Source organism: Sphingomonas sp. BK345, assembly GCF_014193845.1.
Taxonomy (GTDB): domain Bacteria; phylum Pseudomonadota; class Alphaproteobacteria; order Sphingomonadales; family Sphingomonadaceae; genus Sphingomonas.
The window spans coordinates 277,205-298,630 of sequence record NZ_JACHZX010000003.1; the positions used below are offsets into that span (position 1 = coordinate 277,205).

13 protein-coding genes and 1 pseudogene are annotated in these 21,426 nt (G+C 70.6%); 11 read left to right on the forward strand and 3 right to left on the reverse strand.

The window, feature by feature from the left end; translation table 11 throughout:
• The first annotated feature begins 61 nt into the window (after nucleotides 1–61).
• The 6 genes from FHY03_RS10740 to FHY03_RS10765 all read left to right on the forward strand — a co-directional run bounded on the left by FHY03_RS10740 (nucleotide 62) and on the right by FHY03_RS10765 (nucleotide 7,931).
• On the forward strand, nucleotides 62–2,116 hold the full coding sequence (locus FHY03_RS10740) for a methyl-accepting chemotaxis protein (protein WP_183930712.1): 2,055 nt from the start codon (nucleotides 62–64) through the stop codon (nucleotides 2,114–2,116).
• A gap of 91 nt (nucleotides 2,117–2,207) precedes the next feature.
• On the forward strand, nucleotides 2,208–3,893 hold the full coding sequence (locus FHY03_RS10745; RefSeq protein ID WP_183930714.1) for a methyl-accepting chemotaxis protein: 1,686 nt from the start codon (nucleotides 2,208–2,210) through the stop codon (nucleotides 3,891–3,893).
• Between the two features lie 92 nt (nucleotides 3,894–3,985).
• Nucleotides 3,986–4,795, forward strand: a complete 810-nt coding sequence (locus FHY03_RS10750) for a protein-glutamate O-methyltransferase CheR (protein ID WP_260158921.1) — start codon at nucleotides 3,986–3,988, stop codon at nucleotides 4,793–4,795.
• Nucleotides 4,796–4,800: 5 nt separating this feature from the next.
• Complete coding sequence (locus FHY03_RS10755; RefSeq protein WP_183922955.1) at nucleotides 4,801–5,877, forward strand: chemotaxis response regulator protein-glutamate methylesterase; 1,077 nt, start codon at nucleotides 4,801–4,803, stop codon at nucleotides 5,875–5,877.
• A gap of 15 nt (nucleotides 5,878–5,892) precedes the next feature.
• Entirely contained in the window at nucleotides 5,893–7,620 is a 1,728-nt protein-coding gene (locus tag FHY03_RS10760; protein WP_183930718.1) for a hypothetical protein, read from the forward strand.
• A gap of 68 nt (nucleotides 7,621–7,688) precedes the next feature.
• Nucleotides 7,689–7,931, forward strand: coding sequence for a glutaredoxin (locus FHY03_RS10765; protein WP_260158878.1), 243 nt, complete (start codon nucleotides 7,689–7,691; stop codon nucleotides 7,929–7,931).
• A gap of 51 nt (nucleotides 7,932–7,982) precedes the next feature.
• Here the strand turns inward: FHY03_RS10765 and FHY03_RS10770 are convergent, their stop codons facing one another.
• From FHY03_RS10770 to FHY03_RS10780, 3 genes and pseudogenes are all read right to left on the reverse strand, one after another.
• The gene (locus FHY03_RS10770; RefSeq protein ID WP_183930720.1) at nucleotides 7,983–8,399 is read right to left on the reverse strand and encodes a cupin domain-containing protein; all 417 of its coding nucleotides are present in this window, start codon (nucleotides 8,397–8,399) and stop codon (nucleotides 7,983–7,985) included.
• Nucleotides 8,400–8,464: 65 nt separating this feature from the next.
• Nucleotides 8,465–9,343 carry a type 1 glutamine amidotransferase gene (locus FHY03_RS10775; protein WP_183930722.1) on the reverse strand — a complete coding sequence of 293 codons (879 nt, stop codon included), beginning with the start codon at nucleotides 9,341–9,343 and terminating at the stop codon, nucleotides 8,465–8,467.
• Between the two features lie 48 nt (nucleotides 9,344–9,391).
• Nucleotides 9,392–10,348: pseudogene (locus FHY03_RS10780) on the reverse strand (methyl-accepting chemotaxis protein); the annotation flags it as partial.
• 376 nt (nucleotides 10,349–10,724) lie between these two features.
• On the opposite strand from FHY03_RS10780, the gene FHY03_RS10785 reads away from it, so the two are divergent.
• From FHY03_RS10785 to FHY03_RS10805, 5 genes are all read left to right on the forward strand, one after another.
• Complete coding sequence (locus FHY03_RS10785) at nucleotides 10,725–13,853, forward strand: TonB-dependent receptor (RefSeq protein WP_183930725.1); 3,129 nt, start codon at nucleotides 10,725–10,727, stop codon at nucleotides 13,851–13,853.
• Nucleotides 13,854–13,910: 57 nt separating this feature from the next.
• On the forward strand, nucleotides 13,911–15,419 hold the full coding sequence (locus FHY03_RS10790; RefSeq protein WP_183930727.1) for a tryptophan halogenase family protein: 1,509 nt from the start codon (nucleotides 13,911–13,913) through the stop codon (nucleotides 15,417–15,419).
• A gap of 46 nt (nucleotides 15,420–15,465) precedes the next feature.
• Complete coding sequence (locus tag FHY03_RS10795; protein ID WP_183930729.1) at nucleotides 15,466–18,870, forward strand: glycosyl hydrolase 2 galactose-binding domain-containing protein; 3,405 nt, start codon at nucleotides 15,466–15,468, stop codon at nucleotides 18,868–18,870.
• 203 nt (nucleotides 18,871–19,073) lie between these two features.
• A complete protein-coding gene (locus FHY03_RS10800) occupies nucleotides 19,074–20,603 on the forward strand; it encodes a carboxylesterase family protein (RefSeq protein WP_183922387.1) in 1,530 nt (509 codons plus the stop codon).
• Nucleotides 20,600–21,319 (forward strand): GDSL-type esterase/lipase family protein, encoded by a 720-nt coding sequence (locus FHY03_RS10805; protein ID WP_311721367.1) that lies wholly within the window; start codon nucleotides 20,600–20,602, stop codon nucleotides 21,317–21,319. The genes FHY03_RS10800 and FHY03_RS10805 overlap by 4 nt, the downstream gene beginning before the upstream one ends.
• Nucleotides 21,320–21,426: the final 107 nt, after the last annotated feature.

A 21,426-nucleotide genomic window follows, 5' to 3' on the forward strand; every position in this document is an offset into this window, starting at 1 on the left:
GGCCCTCTATCATGGAAGCATTCCGGCCCGTCGCCGGTCGCCCCGCCGCGGAGCCGATCGAATGAAGCGACTGATCGAAGACCTTCCCATCGCGCGCAAGCTGTTTACCGGTATCGGCGCCATCCTGCTGCTGACGCTGGTCGGTGACGCCGCTGTGTTCGTTCAGACAATGAGAGCTCGCACGATCGGCGAGGAGAACCGTCGCTATTCCGTCTTGATCGGCGAAGTCTCGGAGATGATGCAGGCCGTGACCGATCAGGAGACCGGCTATCGCGGCTATCTGCTCGCAGCCGATCCGGGCTTTCTTGATGCCTATCAGCGCGGCGGCACCGACCTGGATCGCGCCTCGCTCGCCGCTCTGTCCGACGCCGGTGGCGTGGCGGCCTTGCGGGCGCAGGTGGAGAGCGTGCGCGGCGCGGCAGCGCGGTGGCGCGAGACGGTCGCGGAGCCCGGGATCCGGCTGATGGCGGACCCCCGCACGCGAGAGCGTGCCCGCGCGATCGAGCGCGGCGGTGCCGGCAAGCGCCTGTTTGACGAACTGCGCACGCGCTACGGCGCCGTCGCCAACGCCCTTCGCGCCCTGCGCGCCGAGCGGCGTCGCCAGCAAGACACTCTCTTCGTCGTCGTTCCGCTCGAGATACTCGCCAGCGCGCTCGCCAGTGCGCTGATGGCGCTGCTGGTCGTCGTGGTGCTGTCGCGCACCTTGGCGCGTCCGGTCACGGCGGTGCAGGAGGAGCTGGCGACGATCGCCGACCCGATCGACACCGGGCGCCGCGACGAGATCGGGCAGATGCAGGGCAGTGTGCGGGCGGTGCGGGAAGCGATCGGCGCCGTCTCGGCGACGCTGCGCGCGGTATCGGTCGGCGAGACGAAGGTCGGCGTGGCGCGGCGCTACGGCGGCCTCAGCGACCAGCTCGCCGACGACATCGACCTGATCCGCCGCAACATGCAGGTGATCGCGCGGATCGCCGATCAGGTCGCCGGCGGCGACCTCACCGCCCAGCCGACGCCACAGTCGGACTCCGACATGCTCGGCCAGGCGCTGGTGACCATGCTGGCCGGGCTGCGCGCCACCGCGACACTGGCCGAGGCCGTGGCGACGGGCGATCTCACCGTCGATCATCGCCCGCGCTCGGAGCGGGATCAGCTCGGCCGCGCGCTGGCGACGATGATCGAGCGGCTGCGCACGATCGTCGGCCATGCCGCCAACGCGGCCGAGCGCGTGGCCGGCGACAGCCAGCAGCTGTCCGGCGCCGCCGAGCAGGTCTCGCAGGGGGCGACCGAGCAGGCCGCGGCGGCGGAGGAAGCGTCCGCCGCGATGGAGCAGATGGCGAGCAACACGCGCCAGAACGCACATAATGCCGCGCAGACCGAGAAGATCGCCCGCCAATCGGCCATCGATGCGGAGGCGAGCGGCGCGGCGGTGCAGATGGCGACCCGGGCGATGCGCGCGATCGCGGAGAAGGTCGGCATCGTGCAGGAGATCGCGCGTCAGACCGACCTGCTCGCGCTCAACGCCGCGGTGGAGGCGGCGCGCGCGGGCGAGCACGGCCGCGGCTTCGCGGTGGTGGCGGCCGAAGTGCGCAAGCTCGCCGAGCGCAGCCAAGACGCGGCGGCGGAGATCGGTGCGATGTCGGGCGAGACGAGCGAGGCCGCGACCGCTGCCGGTGAGATGCTCGGCCGCCTCGTGCCCGACATTCGCCGCACCGCCGAGCTGGTGGCGGAGATCAGCGCGGCGTGCCGCGAGCAGGATCTCGGTGCCGGACAGATCAACCTCGCCATCCAGCAGCTCGATCAGGTGACGCAACAGAGCGCCAACGCCGCCGAGCAGATCGCGGCGACCGCCGACGCGCTCTCTGCCGAGGCCGACGCGCTGCGTCGCGACCTCGGCTATTTCCGAGTCGACGCCGCCGGATCGGCGCCGGTCACGCGCGTCGACACGGCCGTGCGGCCAGCCCCAGGTAGCGAGCCGGCGGTGCTCGCGCGGACTGGGGCAGCGCCCACGGCGCGATCGAAGCGCTCGCTGAAGGCAGGCGCGCTCGTCGACCGGCTCCGTCAGGCGCGCGGTTCGGCACTCGACCTCGCCGGTGATAACAGCGCGCCGGAAGCCGGATAAGTCGTGCGGCGTCGTCATATAAAGGGGCGGGGACCGGCTCGTCCGCGCCTCGCTCTTCAACACCTCGGACCGAGGCGACGATCGCGCCGCCATGACGGTCGAGCCTCTGCTCGTGGAATTGGGTATGCGTGCGACGATAAAGTCGAAGCTGGCGCTGACGTTCGGGATCATCATCGCGCTGCTCGGGAGCGTCGTCGCCGTCGGCGTGTCACGGCTGACGATGTTGAACACGGCGATCAGTGAGGTGATCACCGGGCCGGCGCGACAACTCGAGCGCGCGCTTACCCTCGACGGCGAACTCGGGCGCCTGCTGAATGCTCAGGAGGGCGTCATCCAGTCGAACGACAAGGATGTCGAGCAGCGCGACAATCAGGAGGCGTTAGCCGCGGCCGGCAAGATCGATGCTCTGCTCGACGACGGCACCGCGCATGCCTCACCGGAGGGGGCGCCGCTCTGGCGCGCGGCGCGGGCGGAGTGGGAGCGCTACAAGCCCCTCGACGAGCAGATCCGTGCGCTCGGCATGAGCGGCCGCGACGGGCAGGCGGGGGCGTTGAGCGCGGCGGAAGGTCAGCGCGCCACCAAGCAACTGACGCATGTGTTGGCGGACTTGGTCCGGCTTCAACGCGACCGAATGCAGGCGGTCGATCAGGAAACCGACTTGGTCTTCGATCGAGCACGCTGGCTGCTGCTCATCGCCGCCGGTGCGGCGCTGCTGAGCGCGCTCATCGGCGCGGTGTGGATCTCGCGCCAGATCAGCGACGGACTCGGCTTGATCCGGGAGGGAGTCGCGGCGATCGCGCGGGGTGACCTGACCGCGCGCATCACCACCCGCCACGACGATGAGATCCGCGCGGTCGCCGATCACGTCAACGACATGGCGCGGCTGCTCGGCCAGACGATCGCGGCGACGGCGCGGGCCGCGGAGCAGGTCGCGGCGAACAGCCAACAGCTCTCCGCCGCGTCGGGGCAGATGTCGCAGGGCGCGACCGAGCAGGCAGCAGCGACAGAGGAGGCGTCCGCCTCGATGGAGCAGATAGCGGCGAACATCCGCCAGACCGCCGACAACGCCGCGCAGATGGAATCGATCGCGCGCCAATCCGCGCGCGACGCGGAGGAGAGCGGCGCGGCGGTCCGCAACGCGGTCAGCGCGATGCGCACCATCGCGGCGAAGATCGACATCGTGCAGGAGATCGCGCGCCAGACCGATCTGCTCGCGCTCAACGCCGCGGTCGAGGCGGCGCGCGCCGGCGAGCACGGCCGCGGCTTCGCCGTGGTCGCCGCCGAGGTGCGCAAGCTGGCCGAGCGCAGCGAGGCCGCGGCCTCGGTGATCGGGGCGATGTCGGGCGAGACCGCTGCCGCCGCGACGAAGGCGGGCGACATGCTCGCGCGGCTCGTACCCGATATCCGCCGTACCTATGATCTGGTCGCGGAAATAAGCGCCGCGTGCCGCGAGCAGGATCTCGGCGCAGCGCAGATCAACCTGGCGATGCAGCAGCTCGATCAGGTGACGCAGCAGAATGCGACGGCCTCCGACCAGATCTCCGCCACCGCCGAACTGCTCGCCGGGGAGGCCGAACGCCTCACCCGCGAGATCGCCTTCTTCACGACTGCCGGGTCGGGGGCGGCTCAGCCAGAGGTGGGACGCCGCGAGCGCGCGGCCGGACCGAAGCCTTCCATGGTGAGCCGAGCGCTGCGGGCCGCCGTGCCGCCCCGCGGCGTCGCCATCGCGCTGGCCGACGGACCGGGCAGCGGTGTCGAGCGCGTGTTCCCCGCATGACCGCGCCGAACCGGTCGTCGAAATGCCTCGCCGCGCCGCGGCCGGAGGGTCGTGTCGGCAAGATCGCACCGCTTCCCACACCGGATGACCGGCTGTCCCGCCGCGACTTCGCTCGACTGAGCGCGTATATTCTCGTGCAGTCGGGTATCCGGCTGCCCGACGGCAAGACGACGATGCTCGAGGGACGGCTGCGCCGCCGTGTCCGCGCCACTGGCCACGCAACCCTGACGGACTATTGCGCCACCTTGTTCGAGCGCGGCGGCCTGGTGGCCGAGCGCGAGCATCTGCTCAACGCCGTGACCACCAACAAGACCGACTTCTTCCGCGAGCCGCGCCACTTCGACTATCTTCAGGCCGAGGTGCTGCCGCGGCTGCGCGACGCCGGCGTGCCGCGGCTCCGCGTCTGGAGCGCTGGCTGCTCGACCGGGGCGGAGCCTTATACGCTGGCGATGCTGCTCGACTCCTTCGCAATCGATCACGGCGGGCCCGATTACGGCATCCTCGCGACCGACCTCGACACCGAGGTGCTGGCCGTGGCGCGCCGCGGCGTGTTCCCGACCGCGCAGCTGGATCCGGTGCCGCCGCTGTTGCGCCAGCGCTATCTCCATCACGCACTCGACGGCCGCGAGGAGCTGCGCATCGCGCCGGAGCTGCGCGCGGCGATCGGCTTCGCGCCGCTCAACCTGATCGACCAACATTATCCGGTGGGCGCGCCGATGCACCTGATCTTCTGCCGCAACGTGCTGATCTATTTCGAGCGCGACACGCAGGTCGCGGTAGTGCGCCGACTCGCCGACTGCCTCGCGCCGGGCGGGCTGCTGTTCCTCGGCCACAGCGAGTCCATCGCCGGGTTCGATCTCCCCCTGGTGCCCGTCGCGGGCACCGTGTTCGCGCGGGCGTGAGCGGGATGCGCAAGACCCGCGTCCTCGTAGTCGACGACAGCGCCAGCGTGCGGCAGGCGATGACGGCGATCCTCACCGCCGATCCCGAGCTGGAGGTGACGACCGCAAGTGACCCGTTCGTGGCGGCGCGGCACATCCAGCAGGCGGTGCCCGACGTGATCATGCTCGACGTCGAGATGCCGCGGATGGATGGCTTGACCTTCCTGCGCAAGCTGATGGCGCAGCGACCGATCCCGGTGGTGATGTGCTCCTCGCTGGTGGAGGACGGGTCGGAGACGCTGCTCCGGGCGCTGGAAGCGGGGGCGGTCGATGTCATTCTGAAGCCGCGCGTCGGTGTGGTCGAGCATCTCGCCGACGCGCACGTGCAGATCCGCGAGACGGTGAAGGGCGCGGCCCGAGCGCGGCTGCGCGCCCGGCCGGGGCCGCGAGACGCGCACGACGCGCCGCAGCGCAAGCTCTCGGCCGATGCGGTGCTGCCACCCCCGAGCGGCAACGCGATGAGCCGCACCACCGAGATGGTCGTCTGCGTCGGCGCCTCGACCGGTGGTACGGAGGCGCTACGCGAGGTGCTGGAGGCGCTACCCGCCAACGCGCCGGGGATGGTGGTGGTGCAGCATATGCCCGAGCGTTTCACGCGCGCGTTCGCGCAGCGCCTCGATTCGCTGTGCGCAGTCGACGTGCACGAGGCCGCCGACGGCGACACGGTGATGCGCGGCCGCGTGCTGATCGCGCCGGGCGGGCTGCGCCACACATTGCTCGAGCGGCACGGCGCGCGCTACGTCGTCGCCGTGCGCGAGGGCCCGCTGGTCGCACGTCACCGTCCTTCGGTCGACGTGCTGTTTCGCTCGGCCGCGCGCAACGCCGGTGCCAATGCGGTCGGCGTGATCATGACCGGCATGGGGGATGACGGCGCGCGCGGGCTGCTCGAGATGAAGCAGGCCGGCGCGCGCACGATCGCGCAGGACGAGGCGACCTCGGTGGTGTTCGGCATGCCCAAGGAAGCGATCGCACGCGGCGCGGCCGATCGCGTGGTGCCGCTGGGGCGGATAGCGCGCGAGCTGCTCCAGGCCACGGCGCGCTGAGCGAGGAGAGGAAGGATGCTGGTGGCCCCGATCACGCCCGACCGCGATCTCACCCCGATCGAGCAGCTCGTCGACGGGCTCAACGCGCTCGCGGGCGGGCTGGAGGAACGCTTCCGCGGGGTCGGGGAGACGCTCGCCGCCGGGATCGACACGATCGACCGGATGGCGGGCGCGCTTGACGAGGTGCAGCGCGCGCTCGCACCCGATCGTGCCGGCGCGGCAGTGGCCGAGCTGCGCGCCGCCGCGGCGCGGCTCACCGCGCTGCCGGAGACACAGCGCCGGCGCGCCGAGCATGTCGCGGAGCTGATCCAGCGCACGCGCGCGCTGCGCGCCTTGCTCGCGGAGATGGGCGAGGTGATGCGGCTGCTCGGCTGCTACGGCATGAGCATCAAGATCGCCTCGGCGGGCGAGCCGGCCTTCTTCCAGTTCGTCGCGGTGATGCAGGCCAAGCTGGACGGCAGCGAGCAGCAGCTGCGCCGCTTCGCGCAGGAGCTCGAGCGCTTCGGGCGGATCGTCGCCGACGTGCAGGCGACCGACGCGCGGCTCGCCGGGGAGTGTGCCAAGGTGGGCGCGGAGGCGCCGGTCGAGCTCGCCAACAGCGCCGACGCGCTCGAGGCGCAGCTCGCCGCGGTTGCGCGCATGGCGCACGAGGTGAGCGCGATCACCCGCACGGTGCAGGGCGAGGTGGCGCGCGTGCTCGGCGCGATCCAGATCGGCGACAGCGTGCGCCAGCGGGTCGAGCATTGCGTCGCGGTGCTGCGCGTGATCGATCCCTCGGCGGGGATCAACGGCGAACGTCTAGCGCCCCCACCGCGCGGCGCGGTGGCGCATGTCGCACGGCTGATTGCGGCGCAGATGCGCGCGATCGCGGACGACTTCCGCCACGAGAGCATCGCGCTGCTCGACTCGCTCGCGCGGCTCGGCCCGCTCGCGGCCGAGCTGCTCGCGCTGGTGGAGGCGCAGGCGGCGCGGGTCGCGGCGAGCACGAGCGAGGCCGGCGGTGACGGCGGCGCGCTGCTGCGGCTGGAGCAGGGCATCGCTGCGCTGGGGAACATCACCGCGCGCCTCTTCGACACCGACGAGCAGCTGGCGATGCTGGCCGCCTTCGTCGAAGAGACCGTGGTCGACCTCGGTCGCGGTCTGCAGGCGATCCGCGCGGTGACGCTTGACGTGCAGGACATCGCAACCAACACGCGACTGCTCTGCCGTCGCCACGGCGACACCGGACGCGCGGTCGCGGTGATCGCCACCGAGGTCGACCCGTGCGCGCGCAAGCTGGAGCGGCTGCGCGGCACCGTGGTGGAGCAGATCGCGGCGCTCGGCGGCATCGCGCTGGGCGGCGACGGCGCGGGTGTCGGCGGCGACGCACGCGCGACGCTGCGCGACGCGCTGGCGGTGGTGCGCGCCGCGTGCGAGCGCTCGGATGCGGCGGTAACGGGGAGCGGCGAGGAAGCGCGCCGGATCGTCGCGGCGCTGGAGCACAGCGTCGAGGAGTTGCACGAGCAGCAGATGTTCATCAGCGCGCTCGAGGCCGCGTCGGGCTCTCTCCACGATTGTACCGAAGGGCACGAGACGCTGAGCGATGCCGATACGGCCAGCCTGCGTGACCTGATGCCCTGGATCGCCGGACTTTACACAATGGCGCGCGAACGCGAGATCCACGCGTCCTTCCTGCTGCCCGGCATGACGATGCGGGCGAGCGAAGTGGTGGCACCCGAGGAGGACGAGGACGGCTTGTTCTGAGTCGCAGCGGAACCCGCGGCGTCGGCGCGGCTTGGGGGTGTGATCCCCTGAGACGACGAGGACCTATTATGACCCAGCAAGCTACTCTCTATCGCATGGTGCTGCCCGACCATGTCTGCCCCTTCGGCGTGCGCGCCAAGGCGATGCTGGAGCAGGCGGGCTTCAACGTGGACGATCAGATCCTGGCGACGCGCGACGCGGTCGACCGGTTCGAGCGCGAGCAGCGCGTCGAGACCACCCCGCAGGTCTTCATCGACGGCGAGCGCGTCGGCGGCAGCGACGAACTGGAGCGCTGGCTGCAGCGCCGCTGAGCGCGACGCCGGCTGGGTCCGGCGGGGGCGCATTGCCCCCCGCCGTCGCCCTCAGTGGCCGACAGCCTCCCGGACCTTGTCGGCGGCCTTGGCGAGCAGGCCCTTCTCGGCCTCCTCGGCCTCTTCCTTGGTGCGGAACGCGGCGCCCTCGGGCTCGGCGGGCGGTGCATAGACCGAGAAGAGCTTGAGCTCGCCGCTGCCCTTGTTGATGATGTTGTGCTGCGCGCCCTTGGGCACGACGACGAGGTGGTTGGGACCCGCCTTGGTCGAGTGACCGTCGATCACCACCTGCGCGTCACCGGCGACGATGAAGGTGGTCTGGTCGGCAGGATGGGTCTCCATCCCGATCTCCTCGCCCGCCGGGATGCTCATCAGCACGATCTGTACCTTGGCGTCTCGGTACACTTCCTTCTGCCAGAGCTCGTTCTTCGACGCGAGCTCGACCATGTCCTTGTTGAAGATCGTCACGGGATCATCCTTCCTTGAAGTCTCGTGAAGCCTGACGTTCGAGCCCGGCAGAGCGTTCCCGCGGCTCAGCCGCGCCGGCGTGCCCGTGTCGGCAGCACCAGGTGCTCGATGAAGTTGCGGATCTCGGTCGCGCGGGTCGTCGGGTCGGTGACTTGCGAGTCGAGCCCGAGCCGCCAGGCGAGGTCGCGTCGCCCGGGTGCCGCGTGCAGCGCCTCGACCAGCTCAGCCTGCCCGGCGACGTCCGCCTCCTCGCGGGCCAGTCCGTGCTCGACGAGGTCGTCGGCCTGGCGGCGCAGTGCCGCGGCGACCTCGCCCAGGTCGATCTCCGGGTGGTATTGCACGCCCCAGAACACGCCGTCGCCGTGGTGGATCTCCGCGGCTTGGACCGCGGTCACGGCATTGCCGGCGAGCAGCGTGGCGCCCTCGGGTAGCTCGGCGACCTCGTCGGTGTGGATCGCGGGGGCGTCATAGGCGGGCGGTCGGCCATGCAGCAGCGGATGGTGGCGCCCCGCCGTCGTCGGCGCGATGCGGCGCGCGAACCCGGCCTCGCGGCGCTCACCCATCGCGCGGACGCGACCGCCGGCCGCGACGACCGCGACCTGCAACCCCGCGCACGAGCCGAACGAGGGCACGCCTGCGCCGAACACGTCGCGCATGAAGGCGATGATTCGGCGGCACTCGGGGCTGTCGTCGTAGAGGTGGAGCGGCGATCCGGTGAGGAAGACCGCGTCATATTCGGCGATCTCGGCGGTGCCGGGCGGCGTCGCGCCGTCGTCGGCGGGCGTGATCCGGATGATCGTCGCGCCCGGCGCGATCGTCTCGAGCAGCGCGGCATAGGTCTCGCCCGAGCTGCGCCCGACGCTGTCCCGCCGATGCGCGCGTGCCTCCGGCGGCTCGCTCTCGGCGACGAGGAAAGACAAAGCGGCGAAGGATTGATCGGACACGGTGCGCTGGAACGAGCCGGCGGGCGATCGGCTCCGCCCGTCGATAACTTAGCGCGAGCGCCCGGTCAGCGCGGCGACGATCTCGCTCTCCGAGGCGACATGATCCTCGATGACGCAGCGGAAGCCCAGCCCGGGCATCCCGTGGTCACTCGGCACCCTCGCCTGGGCGACGGTAAGTCCGTCGAGTGCGCGGGTGAGCCGCTCGGCGCCTACGACGACATGCGGGTGCGGTTCGAGATGGCGGTAGCCGCCGGTGGTCGCGACGACACGCCCCTCGGGATCGACGATCGAGATGGTCGCGCGCGCGGCGCGGTTCATCACGCCGATCAGCTCGGCCACCTGCCCCTCGAAGTCGAACTCGAGATAGCATATCCCGACGATCACGCCCTCGCACTCCACGGGTGCGACGTAGATCAGCACCTTGCGATCGTTCGACCAGGGATTGACCCAGACCTCGTCGGTGACCCAGCCCGCGGTCGCGCCGCCCGACAACACCCGGCGGAACTGCGCGAAGTCGGCGAAATGGACGTCGCGGACCGCCATATTCTCGTGCGCGCAGACCCGCACCTTGCCCTCGGCGTCGACCAGGAAGGCATTCAGGAAATACGGCGAATAGCCGAGCAGTGCGCGCAGCCGCTCAAGCGCCCGTGCCTCGGCGCGGGGATCTTTGTCGAGCAGCAGGCTCTCGCGGATGGCATGGTCCGAGGCGAGGAATCGCACGTCGACCGAGCGGTCGTGCAGCATCCGCGCCAGCGCGTCGGCGATCGACTGCGCCAGTTCGCCGAGCCGTCCGCCCTCGAGCTCGCTGACCAGCTCCGCCGCGATCTCGCTGCCCTGACGCAGCCGGCCGAGCAGTTCCTCACGGAAGGCGTGCGACGAGCTGCTCGCCTGCGCCGCGAGCGACTTCACCTCCTGCGCGACGACGCCGAAGCCGCGGCCCGCCTCGCCCGCGCGCGCCGCCTCGATCGCGGCGTTGAGCGCGAGCAGCTTGGTCTGCGCCGCGATCGCCTCGGAGCGGTCGGCGTGCGCGCGAACCTCGGTGCTGAGCGATCCTAACAGCGAACGGATGCGACGCGGCATGGTTATTCCCAGGTGGAGCGAGCGGTATAGGCGAAGAGCGTGAACTCGGGGTAACTCACCTGTGTCAAGCGCCACGGCCGCTGGCAACGCCGCCTTGGGCGCTTCGTCAGATCGTCTCAGGCGCAGCGCCCACGTGCTACTTGCGCAGCATTGATCATACTTAATTAGTATAATGTGAGAGAACGTTCACATCATAGCTGTTCTCGCAGCGCTTTGCTGCTTGACAGTGCGAGGACTTCCACAGATTAAATCAATTTGATTGACGTATCGCCGAAGAGCGCGTCCGCTAAGGAGGGGATTTATGAAGGGGCTCAATGGGTTGAACGCGAGCCGCGCGAAGCTGCTCGCCGCCGTGTCGCTGGTCGGGCTGCTCGGTCTACCGCTGGACGCACTGGCGCAGACCGGCGCCGGCACCGCTACCGGGGACGCGGCGACGACCGATCCCGACCGCGTCGCGGCGCCTGACCAGGCCGGCGAGGAGCCCGCCGACATCGTCGTCACCGGCATCCGCGCCTCGCAGGCGCGCGCGATCGAGGTGAAGCGCAACGCCGACAGCGTGGTCGAGGCGATCAGCGCGCAGGACATCGGCAAGCTGCCCGATGTCACCATCTCCGACTCGCTCCAGCGCATCCCGGGCGTGCAGATCCGCCGCGACGCGGGTGAGGGCGCCGCGGTCAACATCCGCGGCCTGCCGCAGGTGACCACCCTGCTCAACGGCGAGCAGTTTCTCGGCGCCAACTCGGTGACCACGGTACAGCCGAACTTCACCGACATCCCGTCGCAGCTCTTCTCGGGCGCGACCGTGTTCAAGTCGCCGACCGCCTCGCTCCAGCAGGCCGGCCTCACCGGCACGATCGACCTGCTGACGCGGCGTCCGTTCGACCTCAAGCAGGGCCTGACCTTCTCAGCCGCAGGCGAGGGTCAGTATGGCGACAAGACCGAGAAGTGGAACCCGTCGTTCAACGGGCTGGTCGCCTATCACGGTGACCGCGTCGGGCTGCTGGTGTCGGCGTCGTACAGCGACCTGACGCTCGCGAACAGCTTCCGCGGCGTGCAGGATTATGGCGTATCACTGCGCAACGAGTCGGGCAGTGCCACCAATCAGGGCGACTTCGCGGTCGGCAACAACGGCGTCAGCCGTGGCACGCCGGTGCGCGACGCGAGCGGCAACATCACCGGCTATGACGTCAACGGTGACGGCGACGCCAACGACGCCTTCATCACGCCGCAGTCGCACACCGCGTGGAACCGCATCACCGATCGCCAGCGCTTCGGCGCCAACGCGTCCTTCCAGTTCGAGATCAACGACGCGCTGCGGCTGACCGCCGACGGCTTCTACACGCGCCAGACGCAGTACGATCGCACCGCCGGCTTCCAATTCCAGAACATCGACTGGTTGTCGTCGCCCTTCTCGCCGACCAAGTCGCGCGACACCGGCGCGACCTCGGGCGGCTACAACGTCAACACGGTTCAGCAATATACCTACTCGCTGCCGAGCTTCGACAGCTACTCGGAGACCTTCCGCACCAAGAGCGAGTCGCAGAATTACAACGTGCAGCTCGATTGGAAGCCGAGCGATACGTTCAAGGCGACCGTGCGCGGCATCTACGGCAAGGCCAACCGGGACCGCGACCAGTCGTACACGCAGTTCAGCCTGACCAACGGCCGCCAGTGGGGCTATCAGGCCGACGGATCGAAGCGCACCGAGGGCGTCGCCAACGGCGGCCTCGGCAATTATCCCGCCTCGGTCGGCGGCGACCGCACCTTCAACCCGACCGGCTATCAGGTCTACAGCGACACCGCGACGGTCGATTATTCCAGCGGGGCGCCGGTATTCGGCTTCTCGCCCGGCTTCCTCGCCCAGGCGGGTGACGCTTCGCGCTACGGCCTGAAGACGGTCTCGTCAGAAGGCAACGTCTACCAGAAGGGTGACATCTGGGCGCTGCGCGCCGATGCCGAGTGGCAGGCGAACGACCAGCTGAAGGTCGCGTTCGGCGGACGCTATGGCGAGCGCAGCGTCAACCAGTTCACCTTCGATCGGGTCTCGCCGATCTATGCCGGCAACACCGACAATCCGGCGAACCCGGCGGCGGGCTGCCTGGTCAAGTGGAAGGCGTTCGACGTCAACCTCGATGACAAATCGTGCCCGGTCTATGACGCGCAGGGTCGCGGCTACACCGCGGGGCTGACGCGACAGGCGACCGATCCGATCTTCGCCGGGCAGATCAAGCAGTACCAGCTGCCGGCGGCGGGCGCGCCGACGCTCTGGGCGCTCGATCCCAAGGCGATGGACGATAGCGAGTCCTGGCAGAACAAATTCTATCCGGGCAGCCAGAACCTCATCAACCCGGCGCTGTCGTTCGACGTGCGCACGCGCCAGATTTCCGGCTATGCGCAGGTGTCGGGCGAGGGCGAGCTGCTCGGCATGCCGTTCCGCGCCAACGGCGGCCTGCAAGTGGTGAGCACGCGTCTCAACGTTCGGCAGAACATCGTCGGCGCGCCGCAGCCGTACGGGGTGTCGGGGGTCGACGCCGGCGACGTGCGCACCGAGCGCCAGTTCACCGATTTCCTGCCGTCGATCAACGTCGCCTTCGACGTCACGGACAAGCTGCGCGCCCGCGCGGCCTTCTCGAAGACGATGACGCTCCTCGACTTCCAGCAATGGGGTGGTGGCCTCAACGTCAATTACGCGATCAACACCGCCACCAACCTGTTCGAGGCGCGCACCGCCGACTCGCTCGGCAATCCGAACCTCAACCCGTGGCGCGCCACCAACGTCGAGGGCAGCCTCGAATATTACACGGGCCGGTCGAGCCTGATCGCGGCGGGCGCTTTCTACATTGCGGTCGACAGCTTCATCGATCGCACCACCGAGCTGCGCAGCGACATTCCCGACAATGACGGCGTGATCCGCCGCCAGGTCGTCACCAACACCTTCCGCCAGGGTGAGGGTGGGACGCTCAAGGGTGTCGAGCTCTCGGCGCGCCAGTCGCTCGCCGACTACGGCGTCAACGGGCTGTTCGGCGGCTTCGGCGTCGACGCCAACTACACGCTGTCGCTGGGCGACGCAGGTCTGGTCGACCTGGCCGGCAACAACCAGCCGTTCCAGGACAATTCGAAGCATCAGATCAACGCCGCGCTGTGGTTCGAGAAGTACGGGTTGCAGGCGCGCGTTGCCTACAACTACCGCTCGAAGCGACTGGTGTCGTCCAACTATGGCGGCATCGACGGCCTCGCCCAGTATCAGCAGCCGACCAATTATCTCGACGCCTCGATCTCCTATGACGTGACGCCGTTCCTTACCCTCTACGGCCAGGCCTCCAACCTGACCGCGGAGACCGAGCGTTACTATCTCACCTGGCCCGATCAGGTGCTGTACGAGAACATCTACGAGCGGCGCTTCATCGCCGGCGCGCGCGTCCGCTTCTGATCGCCCTGGTCACCGCTCCCGCCCTCGGGCAGGAGCGGTGGGGGGGAGGGACGCATCATGACGCAGGCACCGATCCGCTCGATCACGATCGTCGGCGGCGGCACCGCCGGCTGGATGGCGGCGACCTGGCTGGCGCGCCGCTTCGCGCATCTCGGGCTCGCCATCACCGTCGTCGAGAGCGCCGCGATCGGCACGGTCGGCGTCGGCGAGGCGACCGTGCCCGCGATCCGCGACTTCCTCGCCGCGGTCGAGCTCGGCGAGGCCGACGTGCTGCGCGAGACCGAGGGAACGATCAAATACGGCATCCGCTTCCGCGACTGGCAGCGCGACGGCCACGACTTCTTCCACCCTTTCGGCCTCTACGGCGTGGCGGCGCGCGGCGTCGCCTTCCACCATTACTGGCTCAAGCTGCGGCGAGCGGGAGACCCCACGCCGCTCGGTGCCTATTGCGTCGCAACTCAGCTCGCGGAGCGCGGCCTGTTCCTGCCACCCGCGGATCGTCCCGCGAACGACCTGGGCGTCTTCAACTTCGCGCTTCACTTCGACGCGTCCAAGTTCGCCGCGCTACTCAAGCGTCTCGCGCTCGCCAACCGTGTGCGCCACGTCGAGGGACGGATCACCGAGGTGGTGCGCGACAGCGAGCGCGGTACCGTCAACGCGGTGCGGCTGGAGGACGGCACGCGAGTCGCGGGTGACCTCTGGATCGATTGTTCGGGGTTCCGCAGCCTGCTGCTCGGCGAGGCGATGGGCGTGCCCTACGTCGACTGGCGCCGCTGGCTGCCGTGCGACCGCGCGGTGGCGATCCCGTGTCGCGCCTCGGGACCGCATCGCCCGCTCACCACGGCGACGGCGCGCCCGGCGGGGTGGCAGTGGCATATCCCGCTGCGCCACCGCACCGGCAACGGCTATGTCTACTGCTCCGATTTCACGGGCGACGACGAGGCCGAGGCGCTGCTGCGCGACAGCCTTGAGGGCGAGCCGCTCGCCCCCGCCAACCGGCTGCGCTTCACCGCGGGGCATCGCGCGCGTTCCTGGGAGAAGAACGTCGTTGGGCTGGGGCTCGCCTCGGGCTTCCTCGAACCGCTCGAGTCGACCAGTATCTCGCTGATCCAGTCGGGGCTCGACCGGCTCGCGCCGCTCTTCCCCGACCAGGGCTTCGACCCACGCCTGGCGGCGACCTACAACCGCCAGTCAGTGCTGGAGTTCGAGCGGATCCGCGACTTCCTGCTGCTCCACTATCTCCCCAACCGGCGCGAGGGCGAGCCCTTCTGGGACGCGATCCGCGCGGTGCCGCCGACCGAGGGGCTTCAGGCCAAGCTCGACGCGTGGCGCGCCGCGGGCGAGTTCGTGCGGCGCGAGTGGGACACGTTCCAGGACCCGAGCTGGCTCAGCCTCTACGCCGGCTTCGACGACCTGCCCGCGCGCCCGTCGCCGATGGCGGACCAATATGACGTCGCGACGCTCACCGACAGCCTGACGCGGATGCGCGAGGCGATCGAAGGCACGCTGCGGCTGGCCGAGCCGCACCAGGATTTCCTCCGCCGCGTCGCGGGCGGGGGGCAGTGACAGCGCGCCGCGGCGCGAACCGGGAAGAGAGACGATGGGGTCGAACATGAGGCGGGCTGCGTGGCTGCTGGCGGGGACCGGGCTGGCGCTGGGCGCGACGATGGCGGCGCGCGCCGACGTGCCGGGCAGCGGAGGGCCGTACAACGTGCGCAGCCTGGCCGGCGGGATCGGGATCGAGCGCCCGCTCGCACGCGCCGACGCGCTGATCGCGGCGGGCGCGCCGTACACGCTGAGCGCCTGGGTCCGCCCTGACTCGGTGCAGGACGGCGCGGTCACGCTGATCGCGCTCGGCGCCGCGCCGACGCAGCGTGCGCTGCTGCTGGACGGCGGCCGTCTGATGCTGCGCGACGGCGCGGCGACGGTCCGCGGGCCGGCGCTGAGCCCGGGCAAATGGGTCCATGTCGCGGCGGTGTCCGACGGCGCGCGCGCGACGCTCTACGTCGACGGGCGCCGCGTCGGCGGTGGCGCGGCGCGCGCGACCGCGGTGACGCCCGTGATCGGCATCGCGCCGCCCGGCGCGACCCATTACGGCGGCCAGCTCGTCGGCGCGACGGCGGAAAGCGGCGCGACCGACGCGCGCGCGCTCGCCGCCGCGGCGCGCGCCCGCCCGGACCTCGACTCGGTGCAGATGACCGAGATCGGCGTCGGCTGGCCGTTCCAGAAGAGCGCCAATATCGGGCTCACCGTCCAGCAGGACGCCTGGACGCTCCCCAGGTCGCGCGCCGACGCGACAACTAAGCCGGTCGCCAAGCCCGTGTCGCAGCGGCCCGTGATGCAGCCGACCGCGCCGGGCCATTGGCAGCTCAACGGCTGGCAGCTCGCGGCCGCCCCGGAGATCAAGGGCGACGGCGCGGCGCTGTCGCGACCCGGCGCCGCCGCGGGTGGCGCGTGGCGCGCCGCGACCGTGCCCGGCACGGTGCTTCAGACGCTGGTCGATCGCGGCGTCTACCCGGACCCCTATTACGGCCTCAACAACCTCCAGATCCCCGAGCGGCTTGCCAAGCAGGACTATTGGTACCGCACGCGCTTCACCGTCCCGCCCGACGCGGCGGGCAAGAGGCTGACGCTCGTCTTCGGCGGGATCAACTACGCCTCCGAGGTGTGGGCGAACGGCGAGCGGCTCGGCACCACGCGCGGCGCGTTCATCCGCGGCCAGTTCGCCTACACGCCCGTGGCGGGCGAGAATGTCGTGGCGGTGCGCGTCTCGCCGCCGCCGCACCCCGGCATCCCGCACGAGCAATCGGTCGCCGCGGGCGTCGGCGAGAACGGCGGCCAGCTCGCGATCGACGGCCCCACCTTCGTCGCGACCGAGGGGTGGGACTGGATCCCCGGCATCCGCGACCGCAACACCGGCATCTGGCGCCCGGTCGAGCTGGTCGCGACCGGCGCGGTCAAGATCGGCGACCCGCACGTCGTCACTGACCTGCCGCTGCCGCGCACCGACAGCGCGGATGTCTACGTCACCGTGCCGCTCGACAATGCCGGCGCCGCCGCGCCGGTGACCGTGCGCGTCGCCTTCGGCGGCGTCACTGTCGAGCGGCAGGTGACCGTCGCGCCGGGGCACAGCGAGGTCGCCTTCACCCCGCGCGACTTCCCGCAGCTGCGCGTCGCCAACCCGCAGCTGTGGTGGCCCAACGGCTATGGCGAACCGCACCTCTACGACGTCACCTATCAGGTGAGTGACGCCGCGGGCGTGTCCGACCTGCGCAAGGGCCGCTTCGGCATCCGCGAGGTGAGCTACGATCTGTCGCTGTTCGATCCCGCCGGGGCGCTCCGCCGCGTCAACGTCCAGACCACCGACGGCGCGCTTGCGGGCACCAAGCTGATCGACGTGCGTCACGCCGCGATCAAGGAGTCGCCGCGCGGCTGGGCCGAGTCGCTCACTCCCGCCGGTGCGACCTCCAAGGCGGTGACGCCGATCACCGAGACGTTGCCCGAGCCGCACCTCACGCTGCGCGTCAATGGCGTGCGCATCGCCGCGCGCGGCGGCAACTGGGGGATGGACGACGCGATGAAGCGCGTGAGCTACGACTGGCTCAAGCCCTTCTTCCGGCTCCAGCGCGAGGCGCACATGAACGTCATTCGCAACTGGATGGGCAATAATGACGAGGAGGAGTTCTTCGATCTCGCCGACGAGAACGGCATGATGGTGCTCAACGATTTCTGGCAGTCGACGCAGAACTTCCAGGTGGAGCCCGACGATCCCTCGCTGTTCCTCGCCAACGCGCGCGACACGATCGCGCGCTATCGCAACCACCCCTCCATCGTGCTGTGGTTCGGCCGCAACGAGGGCGTGCCCTATCCGACGCTGAACGAGGGCCTCGACGAGGCGGTGTTCGAGCTGGACGGGACGCGCTGGTTCACCGGCAGCTCGAACGTGGTCAACCTGCAGGGCTCGGGGCCGTACAATTACCGCCCGCCGGTCGGCTATTTCACCGATCTCGCCACCGGCTTCTCGGTCGAGACCGGGACGCCCTCGCTGTCCACCGCCGAGTCGATCGCCAGCTACGTGCCCGCCGCCGACCGCTGGCCACTCGGCGACGTGCTGGCCTATCACGACTGGCATGTCAGCGGGAACGGCGACACCAAGACGTTCACCGCGACGCTGGAGCGGATGTTCGGGGCGGGCACCAGCTTCGCCGATTTCGAGCGCAAGGCGCAGATGATGAACCTCGAGACGCACAAGGCGATGTACGAGGGCTTCCTCGGCCATCTCTGGACCAAGAATTCGGGGCGCCTGCTGTGGATGACCCATCCCGCCTGGCCGTCGAACGCGTGGCAGATCTACTCCTGGGACTATGACACGCACGCGGCCTATTACGGCGCGAAGAAGGCGACCGAGCCGCTCCACGTCCAGCTCAACCTGCCCGGCAACGACCTGGTGGTGCTCAACACCACCCAGGCCGCCGCGCCGGGGCTGACCGCGCGCGTGCGCGTGCTCGGGCTCGACAATCGCGAGCTGTTCGCGCGCGAGGATCGCCTCGATGCTGCGGCCAATGCGGCGACGACGCTGGCGGCGGTGCCGCTCGATCGGCTCTTTGCCGAGCACCCGATGGTGCTGGTCAAGCTGGTGCTGAGCGACGCCGCGGGGAAGACGGTGTCGGAGAATCTCTACTGGCGCGGCCGCGACGAGGGTGCCTATCGCGCGCTCAACGATCTCGCGCCGGTGGCGCTGGCGACGGCCGCGGAGAGCGCCGCCGACGGCGAGGACCGCGTCGTCCGCGTGACGCTGAGCAACGACGGCGCCGTACCCGCGCTCAACGCCAAGCTGACGCTGGTCGACGCCGCGGGCAAGCGCGTGCTGCCCGCCTATTACGACGACAATTACGTCGCGCTGTTACCCGGCGAGAAGAAGGCGATCGCGATCCGCTATCCCGCCGGCGGCGCGACCGCGGCGGCAGTGACGCTGGCAGGCTGGAACGTCCGTGCGACCAAGGTGGCGGTGAAGTGAGGCGCGCGCTGCTCGCCGCGCTGGCGCTGGTGGGGATGGCGGGGTCGGTCACCGCGGGAGCGGCTGACCTCGACGGTCGCGGACTAGCCGAAGGACGGGCCTCCTCGTCCGACCGTCATCCCGGACTTGCTCCGGCATCCACGTCGCCGCACTCCTACCGCGCGATGGATGTGCGGAACGGTGGCTTTCGGACCAAGTCCGGGATGACGGAGTTGGGCGCGGGTGGCGCGTTGCCGTCCGCTACAGGCGCCGTGTTCCTGCGCACGCAGGAACCCATAGCTGCGAATGCCGGCGGGCGCGATCCTGGGCTCCAGCCTCCGCAGGAGCACGTCGCCGCCGCCCCGGTCGCGCGCACCAGCCTCGGCAGCGTCCGCGGCACCAGCGCGGGCGGGCACCTCGTCTTCCGCGGCCTCCCCTATGCCGCGCCGCCGCTCGGCCCGCGCCGCTTCGCCCCGCCGGCGCCACCCGCGCGCTGGCCGGGCGTCCGCGACGCCGCCGCCGCCGCGCCGGCCTGCACCCAGCAGGACTACACCTGGAACCGCGCCGATTACCTCCACCAATCGGAGGACTGCCTGACGCTCGACGTCGGCACCGAGGCGCTCACCGGGCGCCGACCCGTCCTCGTCTGGATCCACGGCGGTGCCAATTACGCCGGCTCGCCCGGCGACATGGCCGAATCGCCGATCGTCGCGCGCGGTATCGTCATGGTCGGCGTGCGCTACCGGCTCGGCGCGCTCGGCTTCCTCCACCACCGTACCGCCGGCGGCGGTAGCCTCGCGACGCAGGACCAGATCGCCGCTTTGCGCTGGGTCCGCGAGAATATCGCGCGTTTCGGCGGCGATCCCGATCGCGTGACGATCGCGGGCGAGAGCGCGGGCGCGCAGGACGTCGGGCTGCTCGTCGCCGCACCCGCCGCGCGGGGGCTGTTCCGTCGCGCCATCATGGAGAGCGGCACGCCCGGCTTCGGCCTGCCGTGGCGCTCGCGCGAGGAGGCGCTGCGGCTCGGCGACCAGGTCGACGACGCGCTCGGCGCGCGCGGCGACGCTGCCGCGATGCGCTCGGTGGCGGCCTGGCCGCTGCTCGTCGCGGGCGAGACGACGCACGATCAGTTGCTCACCGACGACAGCTACCGCTGGCTGCGTACCACCGTCGACGGCATCGTCTTCCCGGAGGGGCCCGACCGGCTGCTCGCCGCGGCGCCGGGAGTCGACGTGCTGATCGGCACCAACCGGATCGAGCTCGACCTGCCCGGCGGGCACACGCGCCGCGACGCCTTCGTCGCGCTGAGCTATCCCGGCCAGGAGGCGGGGGCGCGGCGCTTCTACCGGCTCGACCATCCCGAGCCGCGCGCCGATCCCGCCGACCGCGACGGCACGCGCGACCAGCGTATCGCCACCGACGCGACCTTCCGCTGCCCGGCGCAGCGCTTCGCCGCGACGATGCGGGGGCGCGGCGGCAAGGTGTGGCGCTACCTGTTCGACGGCAGCGCCACCGGCGCGCCGACGCGGCACGCGCTCGAGATCCCCTTCATCTACGCCGACCAGCCGCTGGGCCAGCTCCACCTGATCGACTATTGGGCCAATTTCGTGAAGACCGGTGACCCCAATGGCACCGGCCTGCCGAGCTGGCCCGCGGCAGATGCGGCACAGACCTATCTGGCGCTCGACGCCGCCGGCGCGCGCGCGGCTGTCCCACCCGCCGAGGACGTGTGTCGCTTGGGAGACTCGCTGTGATCGATCGACGCGCCGCATTGCTCGGAGTGGCCGGCGGGATCGCCGCCGGGGCGCTCGCCACCCCCGGCAATGCGGCGGACGAGGCCGCCGAGCGCCGGCTCCACGAGGACTGGCCGTGGCTCGGCCGCTTCGCCGCGGACAATCGCCGGCTGATCGCGGCGGGCGCGAAGATCGGCATCGTCTTCCTCGGCGACTCGATCACCGAGGGCTGGGGCAGCAAGCGTCCGGGCTTCTTCACGCCGGGGCGCGTGAACCGCGGCATCGGCGGGCAGACCACGCCGCAGATGGTGCTGCGCGTCATGGCCGACGTGGTCGCGCTGCGCCCGCGCGCGCTCCACCTGATGGCGGGCACCAACGACATCGCGGGCAACACCGGGCCGATGACGCCGCAGCAGACGCTCGACAACGTCACCGCGATGATCCAGCTCGCGCGCGCCAATCGGATCGCGGTGCTGCTCGGCTCGATCCCGCCCGCCGCCAACTTCCCGTGGCGTCCCGGGCTGGAGACGGTGGCGCCGATCCGGGCCTTCAACGCCTGGGCGCGCGAGGCCGCGCCGCGGCTGGGCGCGCGCTTCGTCGACTACACCCCCGTACTGGCGGAGGCGGCGGGCGGGATGCGGCCGGGGCTTGCCTATGATGGCGTGCACCCGACCGAGCAGGGCTATGACGCGATGGCGATGGTGATCGAGCCGGTGCTGCGCGGGATGAAGCTGTAGCGGTGTCGCCATCCTTGTGACGCTCGCGCTGCCCGCCCCCGTTCCCTCGCCGTTGTCAGCCGGGCGGTTCGCGTCTGAGCGGCGTTCTACCCGTCATCCCGGCTTCG

What these genes read in the sequence shown, in the direction of transcription:
- FHY03_RS10740 (WP_183930712.1), top strand. Translation starts at nt 62, where the DNA reads ATGAAGCGACTGATCGAAGACCTTCCCATCGCGCGCAAGCTGTTTACC.
- FHY03_RS10745 (WP_183930714.1), top strand. Translation starts at nt 2,208, where the DNA reads ATGACGGTCGAGCCTCTGCTCGTGGAATTGGGTATGCGTGCGACGATA.
- FHY03_RS10755 (WP_183922955.1), top strand. Translation starts at nt 4,801, where the DNA reads ATGCGCAAGACCCGCGTCCTCGTAGTCGACGACAGCGCCAGCGTGCGG.
- FHY03_RS10760 (WP_183930718.1), top strand. Translation starts at nt 5,893, where the DNA reads ATGCTGGTGGCCCCGATCACGCCCGACCGCGATCTCACCCCGATCGAG.
- FHY03_RS10765 (WP_260158878.1), top strand. Translation starts at nt 7,689, where the DNA reads ATGACCCAGCAAGCTACTCTCTATCGCATGGTGCTGCCCGACCATGTC.
- FHY03_RS10785 (WP_183930725.1), top strand. Translation starts at nt 10,725, where the DNA reads ATGAAGGGGCTCAATGGGTTGAACGCGAGCCGCGCGAAGCTGCTCGCC.
- FHY03_RS10790 (WP_183930727.1), top strand. Translation starts at nt 13,911, where the DNA reads ATGACGCAGGCACCGATCCGCTCGATCACGATCGTCGGCGGCGGCACC.
- FHY03_RS10795 (WP_183930729.1), top strand. Translation starts at nt 15,466, where the DNA reads ATGAGGCGGGCTGCGTGGCTGCTGGCGGGGACCGGGCTGGCGCTGGGC.
- FHY03_RS10800 (WP_183922387.1), top strand. Translation starts at nt 19,074, where the DNA reads ATGACGGAGTTGGGCGCGGGTGGCGCGTTGCCGTCCGCTACAGGCGCC.